The organism is Agrobacterium sp. CNPSo 3708 (assembly GCF_028674915.1).
GTDB classification, from domain to species: domain Bacteria; phylum Pseudomonadota; class Alphaproteobacteria; order Rhizobiales; family Rhizobiaceae; genus Agrobacterium; species Agrobacterium cavarae.
In genome coordinates, this window is record NZ_JAQZSF010000003.1 from 300,167 (window position 1) to 318,327 (window position 18,161).

An 18,161-nucleotide genomic window follows, 5' to 3' on the forward strand; every position below is an offset into this window, starting at 1 on the left:
CTTACTCCTTCACGGAAGCGGAGGTTGCGGAGGCGGGGAGTTTCCAGCCACCAAGCAGGCGATCGAAGAGGGCATTGACGTAAAGCCCGTTGGCGAGGTGGACGCGCAGACCCGCTGCTGCCGGATGGTAGGCCCAGAGGGGAAAGAGCGACTGGGCAACCGCGACGAGGCCGAAGGTAACGACGGCCAGCAGCATCAGCGTCCATTCCAGTGGGCCGGGCTGGGGCGGAGGTGGGAGCGTGCCATGCATCAGCCCGTCAGCGACCTTCTGCAGGGCGAAATAGGCAGTCGCTGCGAGGACGGCGTAAAGTGACGTCCGCCAGGTGAGCGCCCACGGAGCGGCATCCGCCAGACCCTGGGCGATCAGATAGGCCACGCCGAAGATCAGGATCGCGCCGAGTGCCAGTGCCTGCGGTGGTTTGTCGGCAAAGCCGAAGAGGAGGCCGATCACCGCATAGATGGCAAGAGCGAGCAGGAAGGCGCGACCGACGGCGTTGGCATTGGGGATGGTGATCGGGCCTGGGCGGCGGATCGAGGCAACGGTTTCAATGGCCGAGCCGGACGCCAGGAAGGAATGAGCCTTGTAGAGCGAATGCGCGACGATGTGCAGCAGGGCGATGGGGAAAAGTGCCAGGCCGCATTGCAGGATCATGAAGCCCATCTGCGCCACTGTCGACCAGGCGAGCGAGGTCTTGACCGCAGATTGGGTCAGCATCACCACACTGCCAAAGATCGCGGTGAAGCCGCCGACCATGACCAGAGCTGCAAGGACGATGGGAGCCTGTAGCATGACATCGGCGAAGCGGATGAGGAGGAAGCCGCCGGCATTGACGACGCCCGCATGGAGAAGTGCAGAAACCGGTGTTGGCGTCTCCATGACTTCCGTCAGCCATCCATGGGTGGGGAATTGTGCAGACTTCAACAGGGCAGCGACAGCCAGAAGTGCTGCGGCGGCGATCGTCAGCGGCAGGCCTTCTCCCTTTTGTGCTTCGAGAAGGATGGTGGCGATGTCACCGGTCCTGAAGGCGACGGCAAGCAGGACAACGGCGCCGATCAGGGCGATATCGCCAAGCCGCGAGACGAAGAACTTCTTACGCGCAGCGCGCCTTGCAGCAATCCGCTCCGGATAGAAGATCAGCAACTGGTGAAGCAGAAGACTTGCCGCACACCAGCCGATGACGAGTTGCAGCAACGTGCCGGATTGAACGAGCAGGAGAACCGCGGCAAGCGTTGCCGTCATCCAGCCGGTAAAGGGTCCTTGCCGGGCTTCTCCATCGAGAAAGGTCCCGGCATAGCGCAGCACGACCCAGCCGATGAAGGAGACGAGCAGAAGCATCACCAGGCTGACGAGGTCGAGCCTCGAGGCGAGCGCCACGTAGCTGTAGCCGATCATCGGGCTCGTGCCGGGTCCGTAGAGAGCGAGGACGAGGCTTGAGAGAAGAGCGACGAGAATGGACGCGAGGGCGGCAAGTTCTGCGAGGCGGATTGCCGCGCGCGGACGAAGACCCGGTGCCTTGAAGGCACTATACGAGGCATAGGCGAGAAGAAGCGGCGCGAGGAGCGGTAGAGCGTAGATCACGAGAGTTCTCCGGTCTGTGGGCTGCTTGGGGAGGATGAGCAGCGGCGTATGACAAACGGATTATCAGGAACCGAAGCCCTATAAAAATTCATTGTTTCTCTTGAAACGTTCTATAAAATAGAACGATGTCCGATCTTAATTATCACCATCTTCGCTATTTCCGTGCTGTGGCTCATGACGGCAATCTGACTCGCACGGCAGAACGGCTGAACCTGTCGCAGTCGGCATTATCCATTCAGATCAAGCAGTTGGAGGAGCGGCTCGGTCATGCGCTCTTCGAGCGGCGAGGGCGGCAGCTTTACCTGACCGAGGCCGGTCGCATTGCGCTTGACCGCGCCGACACGATCTTCGCCGCTGGTGAGGAGCTGATCGAGACTTTGAAAGAGACGGGACGAAGCCGCCGCGCCATCCGCATTGGCGCGCTCGCCACGCTGTCACGCAACTTCCAGATCGAGTTTCTGCGGCCGATCCTCGGGCGTTCGGATGTCGATATGATTCTGCGCTCGGGCAGTACGAGCGAGCTTTTGGGCGCGCTGGAAACGCTGAACCTCGATATCGTTCTCCTGAACCAGCCGCCGATGGCGGATTCCGTCACACCCTTCATTGCCCAACATATCTATCAGCAGCGGGTCAGCCTTGTCGGCAGGCCGTCCTTCGGCAAGCCGGGAGCGACGCTCGCGGATCTTTTGGCCGAACATCCGGTCATCCTGCCGACGCTCGAAAGCAGCGTGCGTACTCAGTTCGAGGCTCTGACCGCGCGGCTTGGCCTCAGTCCTCAGATCGCAGCCGAAGTCGATGACATGGCGATGATGCGTCTTCTGGCACGAGAGGGGGCAGGGCTTGCGGTTCTGCCGCCGATCGTCGTCAAAGGGGAGCTGGAGGCAGGCACACTAGTAGAGTTCGACGCGCTGCCGGGCATGGTCGAATCCTTCTACGCCGTGACGATCAAGCGCCGTTTCCCCAACCCGCTGTTAAAGCCGCTTCTGCAGGGTGAGAGTTAGGCAATCAGCAGCGCAGTGACAAACATGCCAAGCGCGAAAATCGTATGAGCAACGAGGTTGAGCGCGCGCACCTTGTTGGGGTTCGGCGTCTTGGAGGCAGCCCAGCCGATGCCGAGGCCGGGTTGGAGCAGGAACCAGCCGGCACCCACGGTAACGATGCCGATGATGAAGGGTAGCAGGAAGGTCGGGGCCATAAACCAGCCCGGTGGCACGATCAACGCAAGGATAATGCCGTAAAGAATGCCGACCGCATAATGGGCGATCCAGCCGATCGCGACCTCATTGGTGTGCGGTTCGGCCTTGGCAATACTGTCGTGGAAGACTTTGCCCCTGGGCAGGTGCCAGAACCAACGGCCGACCGGGCCCCAATTGGCGGCCGATTGGCCGAAGGCGCGGTGCAGGATGATCGCCCAGATATCCATGAAGAGCGTACCGCCAATCCCCATTGCCGTACCGCGCCAGAGAATCTCCCACATCCGTTATCCCTCCCGAATCGTGATGTGGAGAAGATGGCTCGCGCCTGAGGGTGAGGCAAGGGCAGGCAGGCGCGCCGTGGTCTGGCGTAAAAGAAAAAGGCCCGAAAACCGCTCGCGGTTCTCGGGCCTCGTTTGTCTGGTCTAGGCTGACGATCAGGCAGCCTGGCCGTAGCCTCTATGTCGGCTTTCGTTCTGTGAGAGTTTGAACTGAGCGAGCAGCGTTTTCAGGGCCGCAGCTTCCGACGCGAGGCCGTGGCTCGCGGCCGTCTGTTCTTCCACCATCGCGGCATTCTGCTGCGTTCCCTGGTCGATCGTGTTGATTGCGGTGTTGATCTCCTGCAGACCGGTCGACTGTTCGCGGGTAGCAAGCACGATGGCGTCGATGTGCTTGTTGATCTCCTGTACTTCCGCAACGATGGTTTCCAGCGCCTTGCCGGCATTGCCGACCAGCGTCACGCCGGATTCAACCTGCGTGGTAGACGTGCTGATCAAGGTCTTGATTTCCTTGGCGGCATTGGCAGAGCGCTGAGCGAGTTCGCGCACTTCCTGGGCAACGACAGCAAAGCCCTTGCCAGCTTCACCGGCACGGGCGGCTTCCACGCCCGCATTAAGGGCCAGCAGGTTGGTCTGGAAGGCAATCTCGTCGATGACGCCGATGATCTTGGAGATCTCGTTGGAGGAGTGCTCGATGCCCTCCATGGCCTTCACCGCATCGCCAACGACGACACCGGATTGTTCGGCGTTCTGACGCGCGCGCTCCACCAGGCGACCGACCTCTTCGGCCCGCTTGGCCGAATCCTTGACGGTGGTGGTGATTTCCTCAAGCGCTGCGGCGGTCTCTTCGACGGAGGCTGCCTGCTGCTCGGTGCGCTTGGAGAGATCGTCCGCCGAGTGACGGATTTCGCTCGCACCGGCATCGATGGCATTGGCATTGTGGCCGACATTGACGAGGGCCGCATTGAGCTTGGCGATGGAGGCGTTGAAGTCGGACCGCAGGCGATCGACGCGCGCGACGAAGGGCGTGTTGATGCGGTGGTTGAGGTTGCCATTGGAGAGATGGGTCAGGCCTTCGGCCAGCGCATCGACGGCGAACTGGATATCGGCGCTATCCTTGGCGGATTGGCGCTCGCGCTCGGCACGCTCCTGTTCCGTCATGGTGCGGTTGCGCTCGGCATCGCCCTCCAGACGCTGGCGCTCCAGCGCATTGGTACGGAAGACGGCAACGGCGCTGGCCATCGAGCCGATCTGGTCGGTGCGCTCCTGGCCGGGAATGGCGATGTTGAGGTTGCCGGCGGCAAGCTGCTCCATGGCGAACGTCATGCGCGTCACCGGCGTGATGACCACGCGGCTCAAAAGCAGAACCAGGCAGCCGATCATGCAGGCAACCGCGAGAGCCGTGGCGATGATCGCGGCAACACGGAAGGTCGAAACGGAGGCGAAAGCGGCCTTGCTGTCGACGACGAAGCCCAGGTGCCAGCTGACCGAGGGCAGACCCTGCACCGGAATGAAGCTGATGATCTTATCGGCACCGTTCAACTGCGTCTGGCTGAGCGCCGTGCTGATCTTCGGCGTGTCTGTCGGGAAGAGATCTGCAAGCGTCTTGGAGATCACGCCCGCATCCGGGTGGATCAGGATCGTCCCGTCATTATTGACGAGGAACGCGTAGCCATCCGGGCCGGCATCGATCTTCTTGATCATCTCGACAAGGCTCGTCAGCGTGAAGTCGCTTGCGGCGACGCCTGCGAGCTTGCCGTTGCGCTTCACCGGAATGGCGGCGCTGACGACCAGTTCGCTGGTGGAGGAATCGATATAGGGCTCTGTCAGGATCGGCGCGTTGACCGCAACAGCCGCCTGGTACCAGGGGCGCTTGCGTGGATCGTAACCTTCCGGCATCTTCTCGTTTGGCCAAGTGGTGAACACACCGGCCTCGTCGCCGAAATAGGTGGACTTGAATTCGCGCACCAGAACGTCGTTCTCGAGCGCCTTGTCGAGCGTGACCTGGTCGGCGCCCTTGCTCAGCGCCGAAGCAACCATCTCGGTCATGATGACGCGACCGTTCAGCCAGTTGGCAATGCTGAGTGCCGCTTCTTCACCGGTAGAGCTCACCTTGTCGGAGACAAAGCTGTTGGCGGCGCCGCGCTGGAGGCTATCGATATAGAGAGAGAAGCCGGCAAAGGCAGCGACGACAAGGCAGGATGCGGAAATGACGATCCGCGTCATCAAGTTCGATTTCGTGGACAAGATATGGTCCTCGGATGGCCCGGCATGAAGCCGGATTGACTGGAAACATGCCACTGGCAATTGCGGCGCGCGTCATGCACCCGAGAATTGATTTTCGTCAGTTAAGAAGCGTTAGAGTGAAAACTGTAAACATAAGCTTAAGCTGATGTTTTCCATGGGGCTTCGCGGATCGATCGACTTGATCTTCCGTAACGGCAACGGAAAGCTTGATTTTGAGGCAGTGCGCCTTTTTGTTGCGCAGTTCTGCCAAGTCTTTTATGCATGGCATCGACCGCTTCCAGCATACTCTGGAAGCGGTTTCAGTTTGAGGTGAGATCATGTCTTCGTCGGTAGCTGTCGGGAACGCGTCGCAGGGCGGCAGTTCATGGGCCGCGCATTTGCGCGCTACGCTTGCATTGGGTATTCCGCTCATCGGGGCGCAACTGGCGCAGCTCGGCATCCATACCACCGACATGATTATCGTCGGTCAGCTTGGTGCGGAAAAGCTTGCCGCCATGGTGCTGGCCGGTCAGTTCTTTTTCGTCGTTTTCATCTTCGGCTCCGGCTTTTCGGTCGCGGTCGTCCCCATGGTTGCCAATGCCTACGGGCAGGGGGATGCGATATCAGCCCGGCGCGCGCTTCGGATGGGCATGTGGGTCGCGATTGTCTATTGGCTGCTGGCGCTTGGCATTTTTCACAATGCGGAGCGCACTCTGGTGGCGCTTGGGCAAAATCCGAATGTGGCGAAGCTGACGGGCGATTATCTTGCCATTTCCAAGTTCGGCATGCTTCCGGGCCTGCTTTTCTATGTGATGCGCGGTTTGGTCAGCGCTATCGGGCGTGCGAGCATTGTTCTCTATGCGACGATCGCCATGCTGCTGATCAACGGCGTTCTGGCCTACGCCCTCGTTCTCGGCCATTTCGGCTTGCCCGCCATGGGCATGAATGGCGCTGCCGTGGTGGCCGTCATCGTCAATCTTTTCAGTCTCGTGTTCATCGTCGTCTATATTCAGACCCAGGAGGAAACACGCCAGTACGAGCTCTTCGTGCGCTTCTGGAAGCCGGACTGGAAGGCGCTTGGCGAAGTCTTGCGTCTCGGTCTTCCCATCAGCATTACCATTCTGGCGGAAGTTACGCTGTTTTCTGCCGCCTCCATTCTGATCGGCCAGATCGGCACGATCGAACTTGCGGCCCATGGTATTGCGCTGCAATTGGCATCGCTTGCCTTCATGATCCCGCTTGGGCTGTCGCAGGCCGCAACGGTGCGTGTTGGCGTTGCTCATGGCAGAGGCGATTACCCCAACCTGATCCGTGCGGCGATCACCGTCTATGCGGTTGCCTGCGTCATTGCGATTTGTGGCGGGATACTGTTCGCGGCGGTGCCTGAAAGGCTTGGCAGCCTGTTTCTCGATGAGCGGCTGCCAGAAGCGCCACAGGTGCTAGCCTATGCGTCAACGCTGATCATCATGGCAGGTCTGTTCCAGCTTGTGGACGGTATCCAGGCCGTCGCAGCCGGCCTGTTGCGCGGGTTGAAGGATGCACGCGTGCCAGCTCTTCTGGCTCTGATTTCCTATTGGCCGATCGGCTTTGGCCTTGCCTGGACCATGGCCTTTCCACTCGGCTTCGGGGGCGCGGGCGTCTGGTCCGGCTTTGTTGTGGGGCTGAGTGCTGCGGCGATCATGCTCACCACGCGCTTCTATCTGCTGGTGAAGCGGGAAATGAAAGCGGCAGGTAAAGCGTGAAACGAAAACGGCCCGCTTTGAGCGGGCCGAGCATTATCTGGAATAAAGCCGAGTCTTATCAGCGCTCTGCGAGGGCCGGTTCGCCCTTCTTCTCACGCAGCAGGTTGACGAAGCGGCGGAAGAGGTAGTGGCTGTCCTGCGGGCCGGGCGATGCTTCCGGGTGGTGCTGCACCGAGAAGACCGGCTTGCCAGTGATGCGCAGGCCGCAATTGGTGCCGTCGAACAGTGATGTATGAGTCTCTTCAACGCCTTCCGGCAGAGACTTCGCATCCACCGCAAAGCCGTGGTTCATGGACACGATTTCCACCTTGCCGGTGGTAAAGTCCTTGACCGGGTGGTTTGCGCCATGGTGGCCCTGATGCATCTTCTCGGTCTTGGCGCCAACGGCAAGGCCGAGCATCTGGTGGCCGAGGCAGATACCGAAGATCGGCAGGTCCGTCTTGATCAGGTTCTGGATGACCGGCACGGCATAGGTGCCGGTTGCAGCAGGGTCTCCCGGGCCGTTGGAGAGGAAGACGCCATCCGGCTTCAGCGCCATGATGTCTTCGGCAGAGGTCTGGGCCGGAACGACGGTGACCTTGCAATCCAGACCGGCGAAGAGACGCAGGATGTTGCGCTTCACGCCGAAGTCGACGCAGACGACATGGTACTTGGCATCCTGCTCACCGAGCGTGCCGTAACCTTCGCCCCAAACCCAAGGCGTTTCGCTCCAGACGGCGGACTGACCGGAGGTGGCTTCAATGGCGAGGTCGAGACCGACGAGACCGCTCCAGGCCTTTGCTTCAACCTTCAGCGCTTCGATGTCGAAAACGCCGTTCGGGTCATGGGCGATCACTGCGTTCGGAGCCCCGTTTTCGCGGATCCAGGCGGTGAGCGCGCGGGTGTCGATGCCGCACAGCCCGATGATGCCGCGGCTCTTCAGCCAGTCGTCGAGATGCTTGACGGCGCGGTAGTTGGACGGGTCGGTGATGTCGGCCTTGAAGATGACGCCAACCGCGCCGTGGCGTGCTGCCGGCGTCAGGTCTTCGATGTCTTCGTCATTGGTGCCGATATTGCCGATATGCGGGAAGGTGAAGGTAACGATCTGGCCAAGATAGGACGGGTCGGTCAGGATTTCTTCATAGCCCGTCAGCGCGGTATTGAAGCAGACTTCCGCCTGAACCTTGCCTGTCGCGCCGATGCCGGTTCCCTCGATCACGGTGCCATCTGCAAGAACGAGCATGGCGGTCGGTTTGCGTGTTGTCCAGGGAGCTGTCTCGGTCATCTCGTTTTCCGTTTCTGCCGGTCCGGCCCGCCTCTTGAAAGGCAGGACGAAAGCGGTCATGTTTTCTCGCGGAGCAAGGACGCGCGAAAGCCTTCGCGTCGTAACCTTCGTTAAATTCTCGTGCAGGTGCCGGAAAATAACGGAAGCGGTCCGTGCGGTCAACCGCGGGGCCGGCGAATTCGCAGGAATTAAAAGCAAGCGTCTTCAAAGACTTGAGCAAAGGGTTTGCCGATTGACGCCTGCTCGTTTATGTCACCCGCACAATTGTTAAGGAAAGTTTTGGGCTGGAAATATCTTCACGCCCGGCTTTCCAAGGAGAAACTGAGATGATCCGCGATACATTCGCAAGCGCCCTGAAAGAAGCCATGAAGGCCAAGGATGCCCTTCGCCTGTCGACGATCCGTCTGGTGCAGACGGCGATCAAGGATCGCGATATCGCCAATCGCGGCGTCGGCAAGGAGCCTGTTTCGGATGAGGAAATCCTGCAGATTCTCGCCAAGATGATCAAGCAGCGCGAAGAATCCTCTTCCATCTATGAGAAGGCAGGACGCGAAGAGCTTGCCAAGCAGGAGCGTGACGAAATCGCCATCATCAAGTCCTTCATGCCGGAAGAAATTCCAGAAGCGGAGGTTCGTGGAATCATCGAAGGTGTGATTGCCGAAACTGGCGCATCGGGCCTGCGGGACATGGGCAAGGTAATGGCTGTTCTGAAGGAGCGCTATCCGGGCCGTATCGATTTTGGCAAGGCATCGGGACAGATCAAGGATTTGCTGAAGTAAATCCAGCCACCGTTGTAAGACGATGAAAATAAGAAAGGCAGGGCCTATGTGGGAGCCCTGCCTTTCTTTTATCGGAAGGTGCGCCTGCGGACTGGCGACCTCTTATCGGGCGAGCGGTGGGGGGATTTCGCCCGGGCCTTCCGATGGTACTCATCACTCTCGACCTCATGTCGATGAATAGAGATTGCCACGCGTGCCGCTCCTCTTCAAATTACAAATAGGTAATTTGGGCGGTTGGTTTCTGCCGCAATTTCGCCCGAAGTTTCGATAGAGCCCCTGCTTTGCGTTCAATGACGGACACTGTGAATAACGTGTACGAGGACGCGTCAGGCTTGGTATTTGGCAGCCGACAGGCTTATATAGAAGATCGCCGGATGGCCGGCAGAGATTTCAGGTACAATGCGCTTTTCAGACTCCTTCCTCGAAGACATATGCGACCGGGTGAACATCTCCGATGTCATCGGCAAACGCGTGACGTGGGACAGGAAGAAGAGCAACGCTTCGAAGGGCGACTATTGGGCCTGCTGCCCCTTCCATGGCGAAAAGAGCCCGAGCTTCCACTGCGAGGATCGCAAGGGGCGTTACCATTGTTTCGGTTGCGGGGCTTCCGGTAATCATTTTCGGTTTCTGACAGACCTCGACGGTCTGACCTTTTCAGAAGCTGTGCAGCAGATTGCTGACATGGCGGGTGTTGCCCTGCCACAGCCGAGTGTGCAGGCTGAGCGGCGCGAGCGCGAGCGGACCTCGCTTGAGGGCGTCATGGAAATGGCGACTCTGTTTTTCCAGGATCAGTTGCAGACGTCGGCAGGGGCGAGAGCGCGTGCCTATCTGCGCGATCGTGGCTTGACCGGACGCACCATTGAGACCTTCCGCCTGGGCTATGCGCCGGAAAGCCGCAATGCGCTGAAAGAGCATCTTGCGGCCAAGGGGATCTCCAAGGAGCAGATGGAGGCCTGTGGCCTTGTCGTGCATGAGAACGTGCCGGTCTCCTATGACCGTTTTCGCGACCGCATCATGTTTCCGATCCTGTCGTCGCGCGAAAAGGTCATCGCCTTTGGCGGTCGTGCCATGGCGGCAGATGCGCTGGCGAAATATCTGAATTCGAACGAAACCGAACTCTTCCACAAGGGCAGCGTCCTTTACAATTTCGCCCGTGCGCGCCGCGCCACGCAATCCGCCGGCACGGTGATTGCGGTGGAAGGCTATATGGATGTGATCGCGCTTTATCAGGCGGGCGTCGAAAATGTCGTGGCGCCACTTGGTACGGCGCTGACCGAAAACCAGCTTGAGCTTTTATGGAAGATGGCGTCGCAGCCGGTACTCTGCTTCGATGGTGACGGCGCCGGTATTCGCGCCGCCAACCGTGCGGCGGATCTGGCGCTACCTTATATCAAGCCCGGACGCTCGGTCAGCTTCGCGCTGCTTCCCGACGGCAAGGACCCGGACGATCTCGTGCGCCACGAGGGCAGGGCGCCTTTCGACCGCGTGCTCTCCGAGGCAAAGCCGCTGGCTGCGATGATCTGGAGCCGTGAGACGAGCTCGACCGCTTTCGATACGCCGGAAAAACGCGCCGAGCTGGAAAACCGGCTCCGCCAGATCGTGTCGGTGATTGGTGACGAAAGCGTGCGCCGCTTCTACCAGCAGGATATGCGCGACCGGCTGAATGCGTTCTTCCAGCCGCAGTTTCAGCGCGGCGGCAACAACATGCCGAACCGCAACTTTGGTCGCGGTGCGCAGCCCAATGGCAGGAATGGACAACGAGGGCAGGGTGCAGCCTCTCCAGGCGGTGGCGGGCGGATTTCGGATCGGCTGAGCCAATCCGGTCTGGTCAAAGGCTATCTGACGGCGCCGGCGCTTCGCGAGAGCGTTTTGGCACTGACCATCGTCAATCATCCGCAGCTGCTGCTGGAGGAATATGACGAGATCGCCGCCATCGACTACGAGAACCGCGATCTTCAGCGGCTGTGGTCGCAGGTGCTGACCTATGCGGCGGAGAATGCGGCGGAGCTGTCTCGTACTGGCCTGATGGAGCGGTTGGAGGCACATGGTTTCGACGCGATGGTGAAGGCGATGAACCAGCAGGTGCGCAATGCACGGCTTTGGACCGCGACTGAGCAGGCAGCACCGGAGGATGCGCGCGAGTGTTACATTCAGGCGCTATCGCTGCACAAGCGTACCAAGGCTCTGCGCTGGCAGATGGTCGATCTCGAACGGGAAATTGCCGAGGCCATCGAGGCCGGAGATAGCGAACGCGTCACTTTGCTGATGCGGGCTCTTTCCGAGGTACAGCTTGAAATCGGCCGGATGGAAAACCAGGAGGCGATCATCGACGGCTTCGGTGTGATGTCGGGCAGGGTGAAGGGTCCCGCTTACGGGCATGGGTGAAGCGTGTTTCGATGGTGGAGATCGGTCGCTCAGGCGCTAGCGTCTTGGGTTGTTGCCCGTCCTTACCGCAAAATCGCGTGACGCATTCCTGCAGCGTGCATTCGTTGTTTCGACGCGCTCAGGCTTGCCTTTTGTAATTATTGCCCTAAATAGGGGATAAGTTGGTGAAGGCCCGCAAAATGTTGCCGCTATGACGGCTTTTTCGGTTTTTAACCCTAGGTCTGGCCGGAAAGGCTTGACGTAACGGGAAATAGCGGGAATCACCATTTCAGGAAAAGTAAGGTGGAATGGACCTTGGCGGATCGAAACTGCATGAGCATGTATTTCCGAATGCACTGTCTTAAGGTTCCTCCGGTAAGTGCCGCGTTTAATCGGCAGTTAAAGATCATTCCGTTAGGTGTTTGACGTGATTCGGGGCTGTCGCCGGAAACCTTTCCAAGGTGGACGGCGTTGGCCCAAGGCGGATGTGAGCGTCAGGGAAAGCGACGAGATAGATGGCAACCAAAGTCAAAGAAAACGAAGAAGCTGAAAACGAACGCGATGGCGCGACGGATGGGCCGCTTCTCGATCTTTCGGATGACGCGGTCAAGAAAATGATCAAGGCCGCCAAAAAGCGCGGCTATGTCACCATGGATGAACTCAACGAAGTTCTGCCATCCGATCAGGTCGATCCCGATCGCATCGAAGACATCATGGCGATGCTCAGCGAAATGGGCATCAACGTGGTCGAGGACGAAGACGCCGAGGAAGCTTCCCCCGAGGCTGACAGCGACGATTCCGACAGTGACGAGTCCGAAGGTGGCGAACTTGCGCCTTCGAGCGGCACGGCACTTGCGGCCGCCAAGAAGAAAGAGCCGACCGACCGCACCGACGACCCGGTGCGCATGTATCTGCGCGAAATGGGCTCGGTGGAGCTTCTGTCGCGCGAAGGCGAAATTGCGATCGCCAAGCGCATCGAGGCCGGCCGCGAGACGATGATCTCGGGCCTCTGCGAAAGCCCGCTGACCTTCCAGGCGCTGATCATCTGGCGCGACGAACTCAACGAAGGCACGACGCTGCTGCGCGAGATCATCGATCTCGAAACCACCTATTCCGGTCCCGAAGCCAAGGCTGCACCGCAGTTCCAGAGCCCCGAAAAGATCGAGGCCGACCGCAAGGCTGCCGAAGAAAAGGAAAAGACCCGCCGCGCCCGTAACCCGGGTGGCGATGACGACGTGACCAATGTCGGCGGCGAAGGCCTGCCACCGGAAGAGGAAGAAGAGGACGACGACGAGTCGAACCTGTCTCTTGCCGCCATGGAAGCGGAACTGCGTCCGCAGGTCATGGAAACGCTGGACACGATTGCCGATACCTACAAGAAGCTGCGCAAGCTTCAGGATCAGCAGGTCGAGGCGCGTCTTGCCTGCACGGGTACGCTGTCCACCGGCCAGGAGCGCCGCTACAAGGAACTGAAGGATCAGCTGATCACGGCGGTGAAGTCGCTGTCGCTGAACCAGAACCGTATCGACAGCCTTGTCGAGCAGCTCTACGACATTTCCAAGCGCCTGATGCAGAACGAAGGCCGCCTGTTGCGTCTTGCCGAATCCTACGGCGTGAAGCGCGACAGCTTCCTCGAGCAGTATCATGGTGCGGAGCTCGATCCGAACTGGATGAAGTCGATCGCCAACCTTGCAGCCAAGGGCTGGAAGGAATTCGCGCGCGAAGAGAACAACACGATCCGCGACATTCGTCAGGAAATTCAAAACCTGGCGCAGGAAACGGGTATCTCGATCGCTGAATTCCGTCGCATCGTTTCGATGGTGCAGAAGGGTGAGCGCGAGGCACGCATCGCCAAGAAGGAAATGGTGGAAGCCAACCTTCGTCTGGTGATCTCGATTGCCAAGAAGTACACGAACCGTGGCCTGCAGTTCCTCGATCTCATTCAGGAAGGCAATATCGGCCTGATGAAGGCGGTCGACAAGTTCGAATATCGTCGCGGCTACAAGTTCTCGACCTACGCCACATGGTGGATTCGTCAGGCGATCACCCGCTCGATTGCCGACCAGGCACGCACGATCCGTATTCCGGTGCACATGATCGAAACGATCAACAAGATCGTTCGGACATCTCGCCAGATGCTGCACGAAATCGGTCGCGAACCGACACCGGAAGAACTGGCTGAAAAGCTGGCGATGCCGCTCGAAAAGGTCCGCAAGGTTCTGAAGATCGCCAAGGAGCCGATCTCGCTTGAGACGCCCGTGGGTGACGAAGAAGATTCGCATCTCGGTGACTTCATCGAGGACAAGAACGCGCTTCTGCCGATCGACGCCGCCATCCAGGCGAACCTTCGCGAAACCACGACCCGCGTTCTCGCATCGCTAACGCCACGCGAAGAGCGTGTGCTGCGCATGCGCTTCGGTATCGGCATGAACACCGACCACACGCTGGAAGAAGTCGGCCAGCAGTTCTCGGTCACGCGCGAACGTATCCGCCAGATCGAGGCGAAGGCACTGCGCAAGCTGAAGCACCCGAGCCGCTCGCGCAAGCTGCGCTCGTTCCTCGACAGCTGATCGGCAGTCGCACAAGATTTAAAACCCGGTCAGACGATGGCCGGGTTTTTTGCTTTCATGCGGTCAAAGTTTTCACGCCGGGGCCGATTTTCGGTCGCTTGAGATGTCAACGCTTATGGAAACACCCCTGAAACAGAACATGCGGCGACCAAGAAACTGGATCATCCCAGCGTCTGTGCTGCTGCATGTTGTGCTCATCGGGGCACTGTATTTCTACGGCGACTATGAGGCTTCTATGCCCGTTGAGCCGGAGAGCGTGAGCGTGGAACTGGTGGACCCTCCGAAGGAGGAGCCGCCACCGCCATCAGAGGAGAAGAAGGCGGAAGAAGCGAAGAAGCCGGAACCACCGCCGCCGCCGCCGGATAATCAGCGCGCGGCCAGCCTTCCCAGCGTTGCCATTCGTCCCGACAAGACGCAGCTTGATGCGCGTGATGAGCCAGGGGAACAAACGGACCAAGGCGGGCAGGAACAGAGACAGCCGGGTCAAGGAGCGGTTCCAGAAGCGCAGAAAGACGAGATGGTTGCCAAGCAGGAGCCGCCGGCAACTCCGGTCGCACCTTCACCATCAACGCCAGTGTCTTCCGAAGCTTCTGCAATCCCTGCCAATGCCGCAAATGGTGAGATCGCGGCCTCTCAGAACCCGCCTGTTCAGGATCAGATTGCCACTGTGGTGCCTGTGCCAAGGCCAGATCCGAAAGAACTCAAGCCCTCGCAAGCGGATGCCCCGGCCTCCGGTGAGGGTAATCCAGAGCTGAAGCCCGCAAAAAAGATACTGGCAAGCGGTAAGCGCCCGAAACCGATGCTTAGACAAATCATGGGGAAGTTGCCTCCGCAAGAGCGCGTCGCGCAACTATGTATTGCGGAGACGATGGCTCAAATCAGAGTAAACAAGGGTAGTTTCATCGGATTGCAGCCGCATACGGGCAAAGACTATCCAATCGCTGGCAACCTCATGAACGCCAAGGGTGCGTTCAATGTCGGCAACAATACATGGTTCGCTGTCGACTACCGGTGCGAAGTGGACATCGACAAATACATTGTAACGGATTTCCGTTTTCACATCGGTGGCCAGTTTGCACCAGAAGACGTCAAGCGCCTCAAGCTTCCAGAGGGTTGATAGCGTGCAGAGTACTGGTCGGAAGATCGTCAGCGACCCCTGTGAATGGGACTTGAAGCGAGAATACCACCCTAAAAGTGCCCTATAGCACGGCCCGAAAATCGGCATCGATTTCCGGAAAAGTGCGATACGCAGATTTTAACAGTGGGGCGCGTCCTTCGTTCGTCCAATAGGACGCACGGCACTCTAGACGCCGCTCGGCGTTTTACGCGTCGACCTTTTTGCCAATGAGCTTGCCGATAGACGACAGCAAGGAATCCTCGTCATAGGGCTTGCGGATGATCGGCACATGCGCCAGTTCGCCCGGTACCATGATGCCGTCGGCGTAGCCGGTGGCGAACATGAAGGGGATTTCGCGTCTCAGCAACTCGTAGGCCACCGGGATTGAGGTATCGCTGCCGAGATTGATGTCGAGAATGGCTATGTCCGGCTTGGCCGTCTTCAGCTTTTCCAGCGCCATTGCGGAAGATGTCGCGGTTTCGATGTCGGTAATGCCATGCTGTTCCAGCATGTACTCCACGTCCATGGCGATCAGCATCTGATCTTCAACGAGAAATACGTTCAACTTTTCCTCCGGGGAATAGGATGCGAAATCGACTTTTCCGCCGATCTGCGTGTCGTTGGTCGTCTCCACGACACTGACCGAGGCATGGCGCGCGGGGATGAGAATTTGTGCTTCCAAGCCATGGGGCAGATAGTCGATGCGGCTTTTGCCACCGAGGTCATAGGGAACGCTGCGGCTGATGAGTGCCGTTCCGAAGCCGGTTTTTGCTGGCGGCGTTATTCTGGTGCGGGCCTTTTCCTGCCAATCGAGCACGACGTCACGCCGCTCGTTGAGGCGCCAAGAAACAGACAACTCCCCGCCGGCATGGGCAAGCGCGCCGTATTTGGCGGCATTGGTGGCCAGTTCATGCAGGACGAGTGCCATCACTGAAAAGGCGCGCGAATCCAGCACCACGGCCGGTCCATCTAGCGTAATCACGGTTTCCGGCGAGCGATGAGGAGAAAGCTCTGCCTCCAGCAGATCCTTCAACATGCCACCACCTTCGCCGCGCACCACCTGATCATGGGCGAAGGAGAGCGCCTGGATGCGTCCCTTGAGCGCCGTCACATATTCCTGCAGGGTGCGGCCTTCCTGGGTGGGGTTGCCCACCAGGGATTTGATAATGGCCAGCACGTTCTTGACGCGGTGGTTCAGCTCTTCGTTCAGCATGCGTTGGCGTACTTCTGCCTGCGCTCTCTCGTCCGCCATCAACTCGCTATGGCGGAATGCCACCTCCACCAGCGCAACGCGCGCCGCTTCCGCAATCTGCCGGTCTTCGTCCGTCCAGGGCTGGGCCTGTTTGTGAACGGTTTCCTTCCAGATGGCGAAGCTCTTGCGCGGTGTCAGACGGTCACCCATAGGGCCTGTCTGATAGGATTTTTCTGGATTGCCACCCCAGTTCAGCGTCTGGATCAACTCCTTGCGAAAGAACAGGAGATAATCGTTCTTCACCTGCGAGAGCGAAACGGCCATCAGGCCCGCCGTCACGCCGCTATACTCCTCGGCCTCGGGCAAGTGGTTGAAGAGCGCATGGGTTGCCCACACCTTGCCCTCTGCCACGGAGTGCAGAAGCCTGCCGATGTGCGGAATGGCGGTGTCCGGCGGCGTGCTGCCGACGCTATACCAATTGTCGTTCATCAACAGACCGACGCCATCGCAGGGCATCAGTGTTTTGAAGTCATGCAGGTTGTCCGCCAGCAGCTCTTCGATATTCGTCTGGTGGGTGGCAAGACGCAGGAATCGATCAAGTGCTGCGTGCGCGTCCTGCGCGGTCATCAGCTTTTTCTGCTGCTTGAGTGCCTGCAGGTGGAGGGAAAAAAACTCGCCGAACATTTCCGCCGCAATGCGCACCGGCATGGGCAGGATCCGCGGAGAATAATGGTGACAGGCAATCAGCCCCCACAGTTCCCCCTCGACAATGATGGAGATCGACATGGAGGCCGACACACCCATATTGCGAAGATATTCCAGGTGAATGGGCGAGACGCTGCGCAGATGGGCGTAGGAAAGATCCAGATGCTCTCCGGATGCGTCGAGACGCGGGATGACTGGGACCGTTTCACCCTCTGTGTTGGAAATGATGCGCAGCGTGTTCTTGAGATACAGCGCGCGCGCCTGCTGGGGAATGTCGCTTGCCGGAAAGTACTGGCCGAGGAAGCTCTCGAGCGCGGGCTGCTTTGCTTCCGATATGACCTTGCCGGCGCCATCCTGCTCGAAGCGGTAGATCATCACCCGGTCATAGCCGAGCATTGCCTTGATCAGACGGGATGTACGGGAAATCAGACTGTCGACATTGTCGGCTTCGCGAATGCGATCGATCATCAACTGGGCCGTGTGAAGAGGCTGCGCCTCATCGGTCGCCGTTTCCAGCTCGATGATCGTGACGGACTTATAGCGATGGATTGCAACATCATAGGCTCTGCCATTGCCCATGCGAACATTGGGCAGAAGGGCGGCGCGGTTGCTGTTTGCCGTCACCGTCAAGGCATTGCGCAGATCGTGCACGGCCGTATTGCCGAAGATCTCTTCGGTCTGGCGCCCGGTTAGGTCGCCTGCAATGCCAAGAAAGGCCTCGCAGTTCTCTGAATAGCGAAGGACGGTGCGCATTGCGTTATCGCACACGATCAAACATCCATGCGGCTGAATGCTGCCTGGAATGTGAATCGGTTCTCTATCGCAGTTTGTGAGATCGACCTTCTCGTCTAAAGGCATCATGGGTCAGTGTTCCAAGCGCAGTGTTATGCTGGACTGCAGGTGGGCCGCTCTTTGAAGGGAAGAGTTGGGCCAGTGGAAATCCCTTGTTATCTCTCTCCCTAAAGGAGAGGGTGCAAAGGTCCCAGAGCCGTTGTCTTGCATTTCGTCAAAAGTGCATATTCCAAGTTCTTCTGCGCTTGCAAGGCAATTCATAGATCGTCTCGTCCGTGGGGTGTGCGTCCAGTACGCACCGACTTTGCCCATAGTGAGCAATAACGGCCAGCTTTTACTTTGGTTCCAGCAATAGGAAAG

General features: G+C 59.0%; 11 protein-coding genes. 6 read left to right on the forward strand and 5 right to left on the reverse strand.

The genetic code is table 11. The features are described from left to right. Position 1: 1 nt before the first annotated feature. Positions 2-1,579, reverse strand: a complete 1,578-nt coding sequence (locus PVA19_RS08940) for a proton-conducting transporter transmembrane domain-containing protein (RefSeq protein WP_274102107.1) — start codon at positions 1,577-1,579, stop codon at positions 2-4. 125 nt (positions 1,580-1,704) lie between these two features. Here PVA19_RS08940 and PVA19_RS08945 point away from each other — a divergent pair, with 125 nt between their 5' ends. After that, positions 1,705-2,580 (forward strand): LysR family transcriptional regulator, encoded by an 876-nt coding sequence (locus PVA19_RS08945; RefSeq protein ID WP_112956685.1) that lies wholly within the window; start codon positions 1,705-1,707, stop codon positions 2,578-2,580. On the opposite strand, the gene PVA19_RS08950 is transcribed toward PVA19_RS08945, so the two are convergent. Both PVA19_RS08950 and mcpU read right to left on the reverse strand, forming a co-directional pair. After that, positions 2,577-3,056: a DUF2938 domain-containing protein gene (locus PVA19_RS08950; protein WP_274102108.1), complete on the reverse strand. Its 480-nt coding sequence runs from the start codon at positions 3,054-3,056 to the stop codon at positions 2,577-2,579. The genes PVA19_RS08945 and PVA19_RS08950 overlap by 4 nt on opposite strands. A gap of 153 nt (positions 3,057-3,209) precedes the next feature. Continuing rightward, positions 3,210-5,297, reverse strand: coding sequence for a methyl-accepting chemotaxis protein McpU (gene mcpU / locus PVA19_RS08955; RefSeq protein ID WP_274102109.1), 2,088 nt, complete (start codon positions 5,295-5,297; stop codon positions 3,210-3,212). A gap of 317 nt (positions 5,298-5,614) precedes the next feature. Between mcpU and PVA19_RS08960 the strand changes: the two genes are divergently transcribed. Next, complete coding sequence (locus PVA19_RS08960; protein WP_274102111.1) at positions 5,615-7,018, forward strand: MATE family efflux transporter; 1,404 nt, start codon at positions 5,615-5,617, stop codon at positions 7,016-7,018. Between the two features lie 58 nt (positions 7,019-7,076). On the opposite strand, the gene carA is transcribed toward PVA19_RS08960, so the two are convergent. Then, a complete protein-coding gene (gene carA / locus PVA19_RS08965) occupies positions 7,077-8,282 on the reverse strand; it encodes a glutamine-hydrolyzing carbamoyl-phosphate synthase small subunit (RefSeq protein ID WP_274102112.1) in 1,206 nt (401 codons plus the stop codon). A gap of 326 nt (positions 8,283-8,608) precedes the next feature. On the opposite strand from carA, the gene PVA19_RS08970 reads away from it, so the two are divergent. The 4 genes from PVA19_RS08970 to PVA19_RS08985 all read left to right on the forward strand — a co-directional run bounded on the left by PVA19_RS08970 (position 8,609) and on the right by PVA19_RS08985 (position 15,112). Continuing rightward, complete coding sequence (locus tag PVA19_RS08970) at positions 8,609-9,061, forward strand: GatB/YqeY domain-containing protein (protein ID WP_062440409.1); 453 nt, start codon at positions 8,609-8,611, stop codon at positions 9,059-9,061. Between the two features lie 399 nt (positions 9,062-9,460). Then, complete coding sequence (gene dnaG / locus PVA19_RS08975; RefSeq protein ID WP_274102113.1) at positions 9,461-11,446, forward strand: DNA primase; 1,986 nt, start codon at positions 9,461-9,463, stop codon at positions 11,444-11,446. A gap of 494 nt (positions 11,447-11,940) precedes the next feature. Then, a complete protein-coding gene (gene rpoD / locus PVA19_RS08980) occupies positions 11,941-13,995 on the forward strand; it encodes an RNA polymerase sigma factor RpoD (RefSeq protein WP_111846872.1) in 2,055 nt (684 codons plus the stop codon). 139 nt (positions 13,996-14,134) lie between these two features. After that, a complete protein-coding gene (locus PVA19_RS08985) occupies positions 14,135-15,112 on the forward strand; it encodes a DUF930 domain-containing protein (protein WP_274102114.1) in 978 nt (325 codons plus the stop codon). Between the two features lie 205 nt (positions 15,113-15,317). On the opposite strand, the gene PVA19_RS08990 is transcribed toward PVA19_RS08985, so the two are convergent. Next, entirely contained in the window at positions 15,318-17,870 is a 2,553-nt protein-coding gene (locus PVA19_RS08990) for an HWE histidine kinase domain-containing protein (RefSeq protein ID WP_274102115.1), read from the reverse strand. Positions 17,871-18,161: the final 291 nt, after the last annotated feature.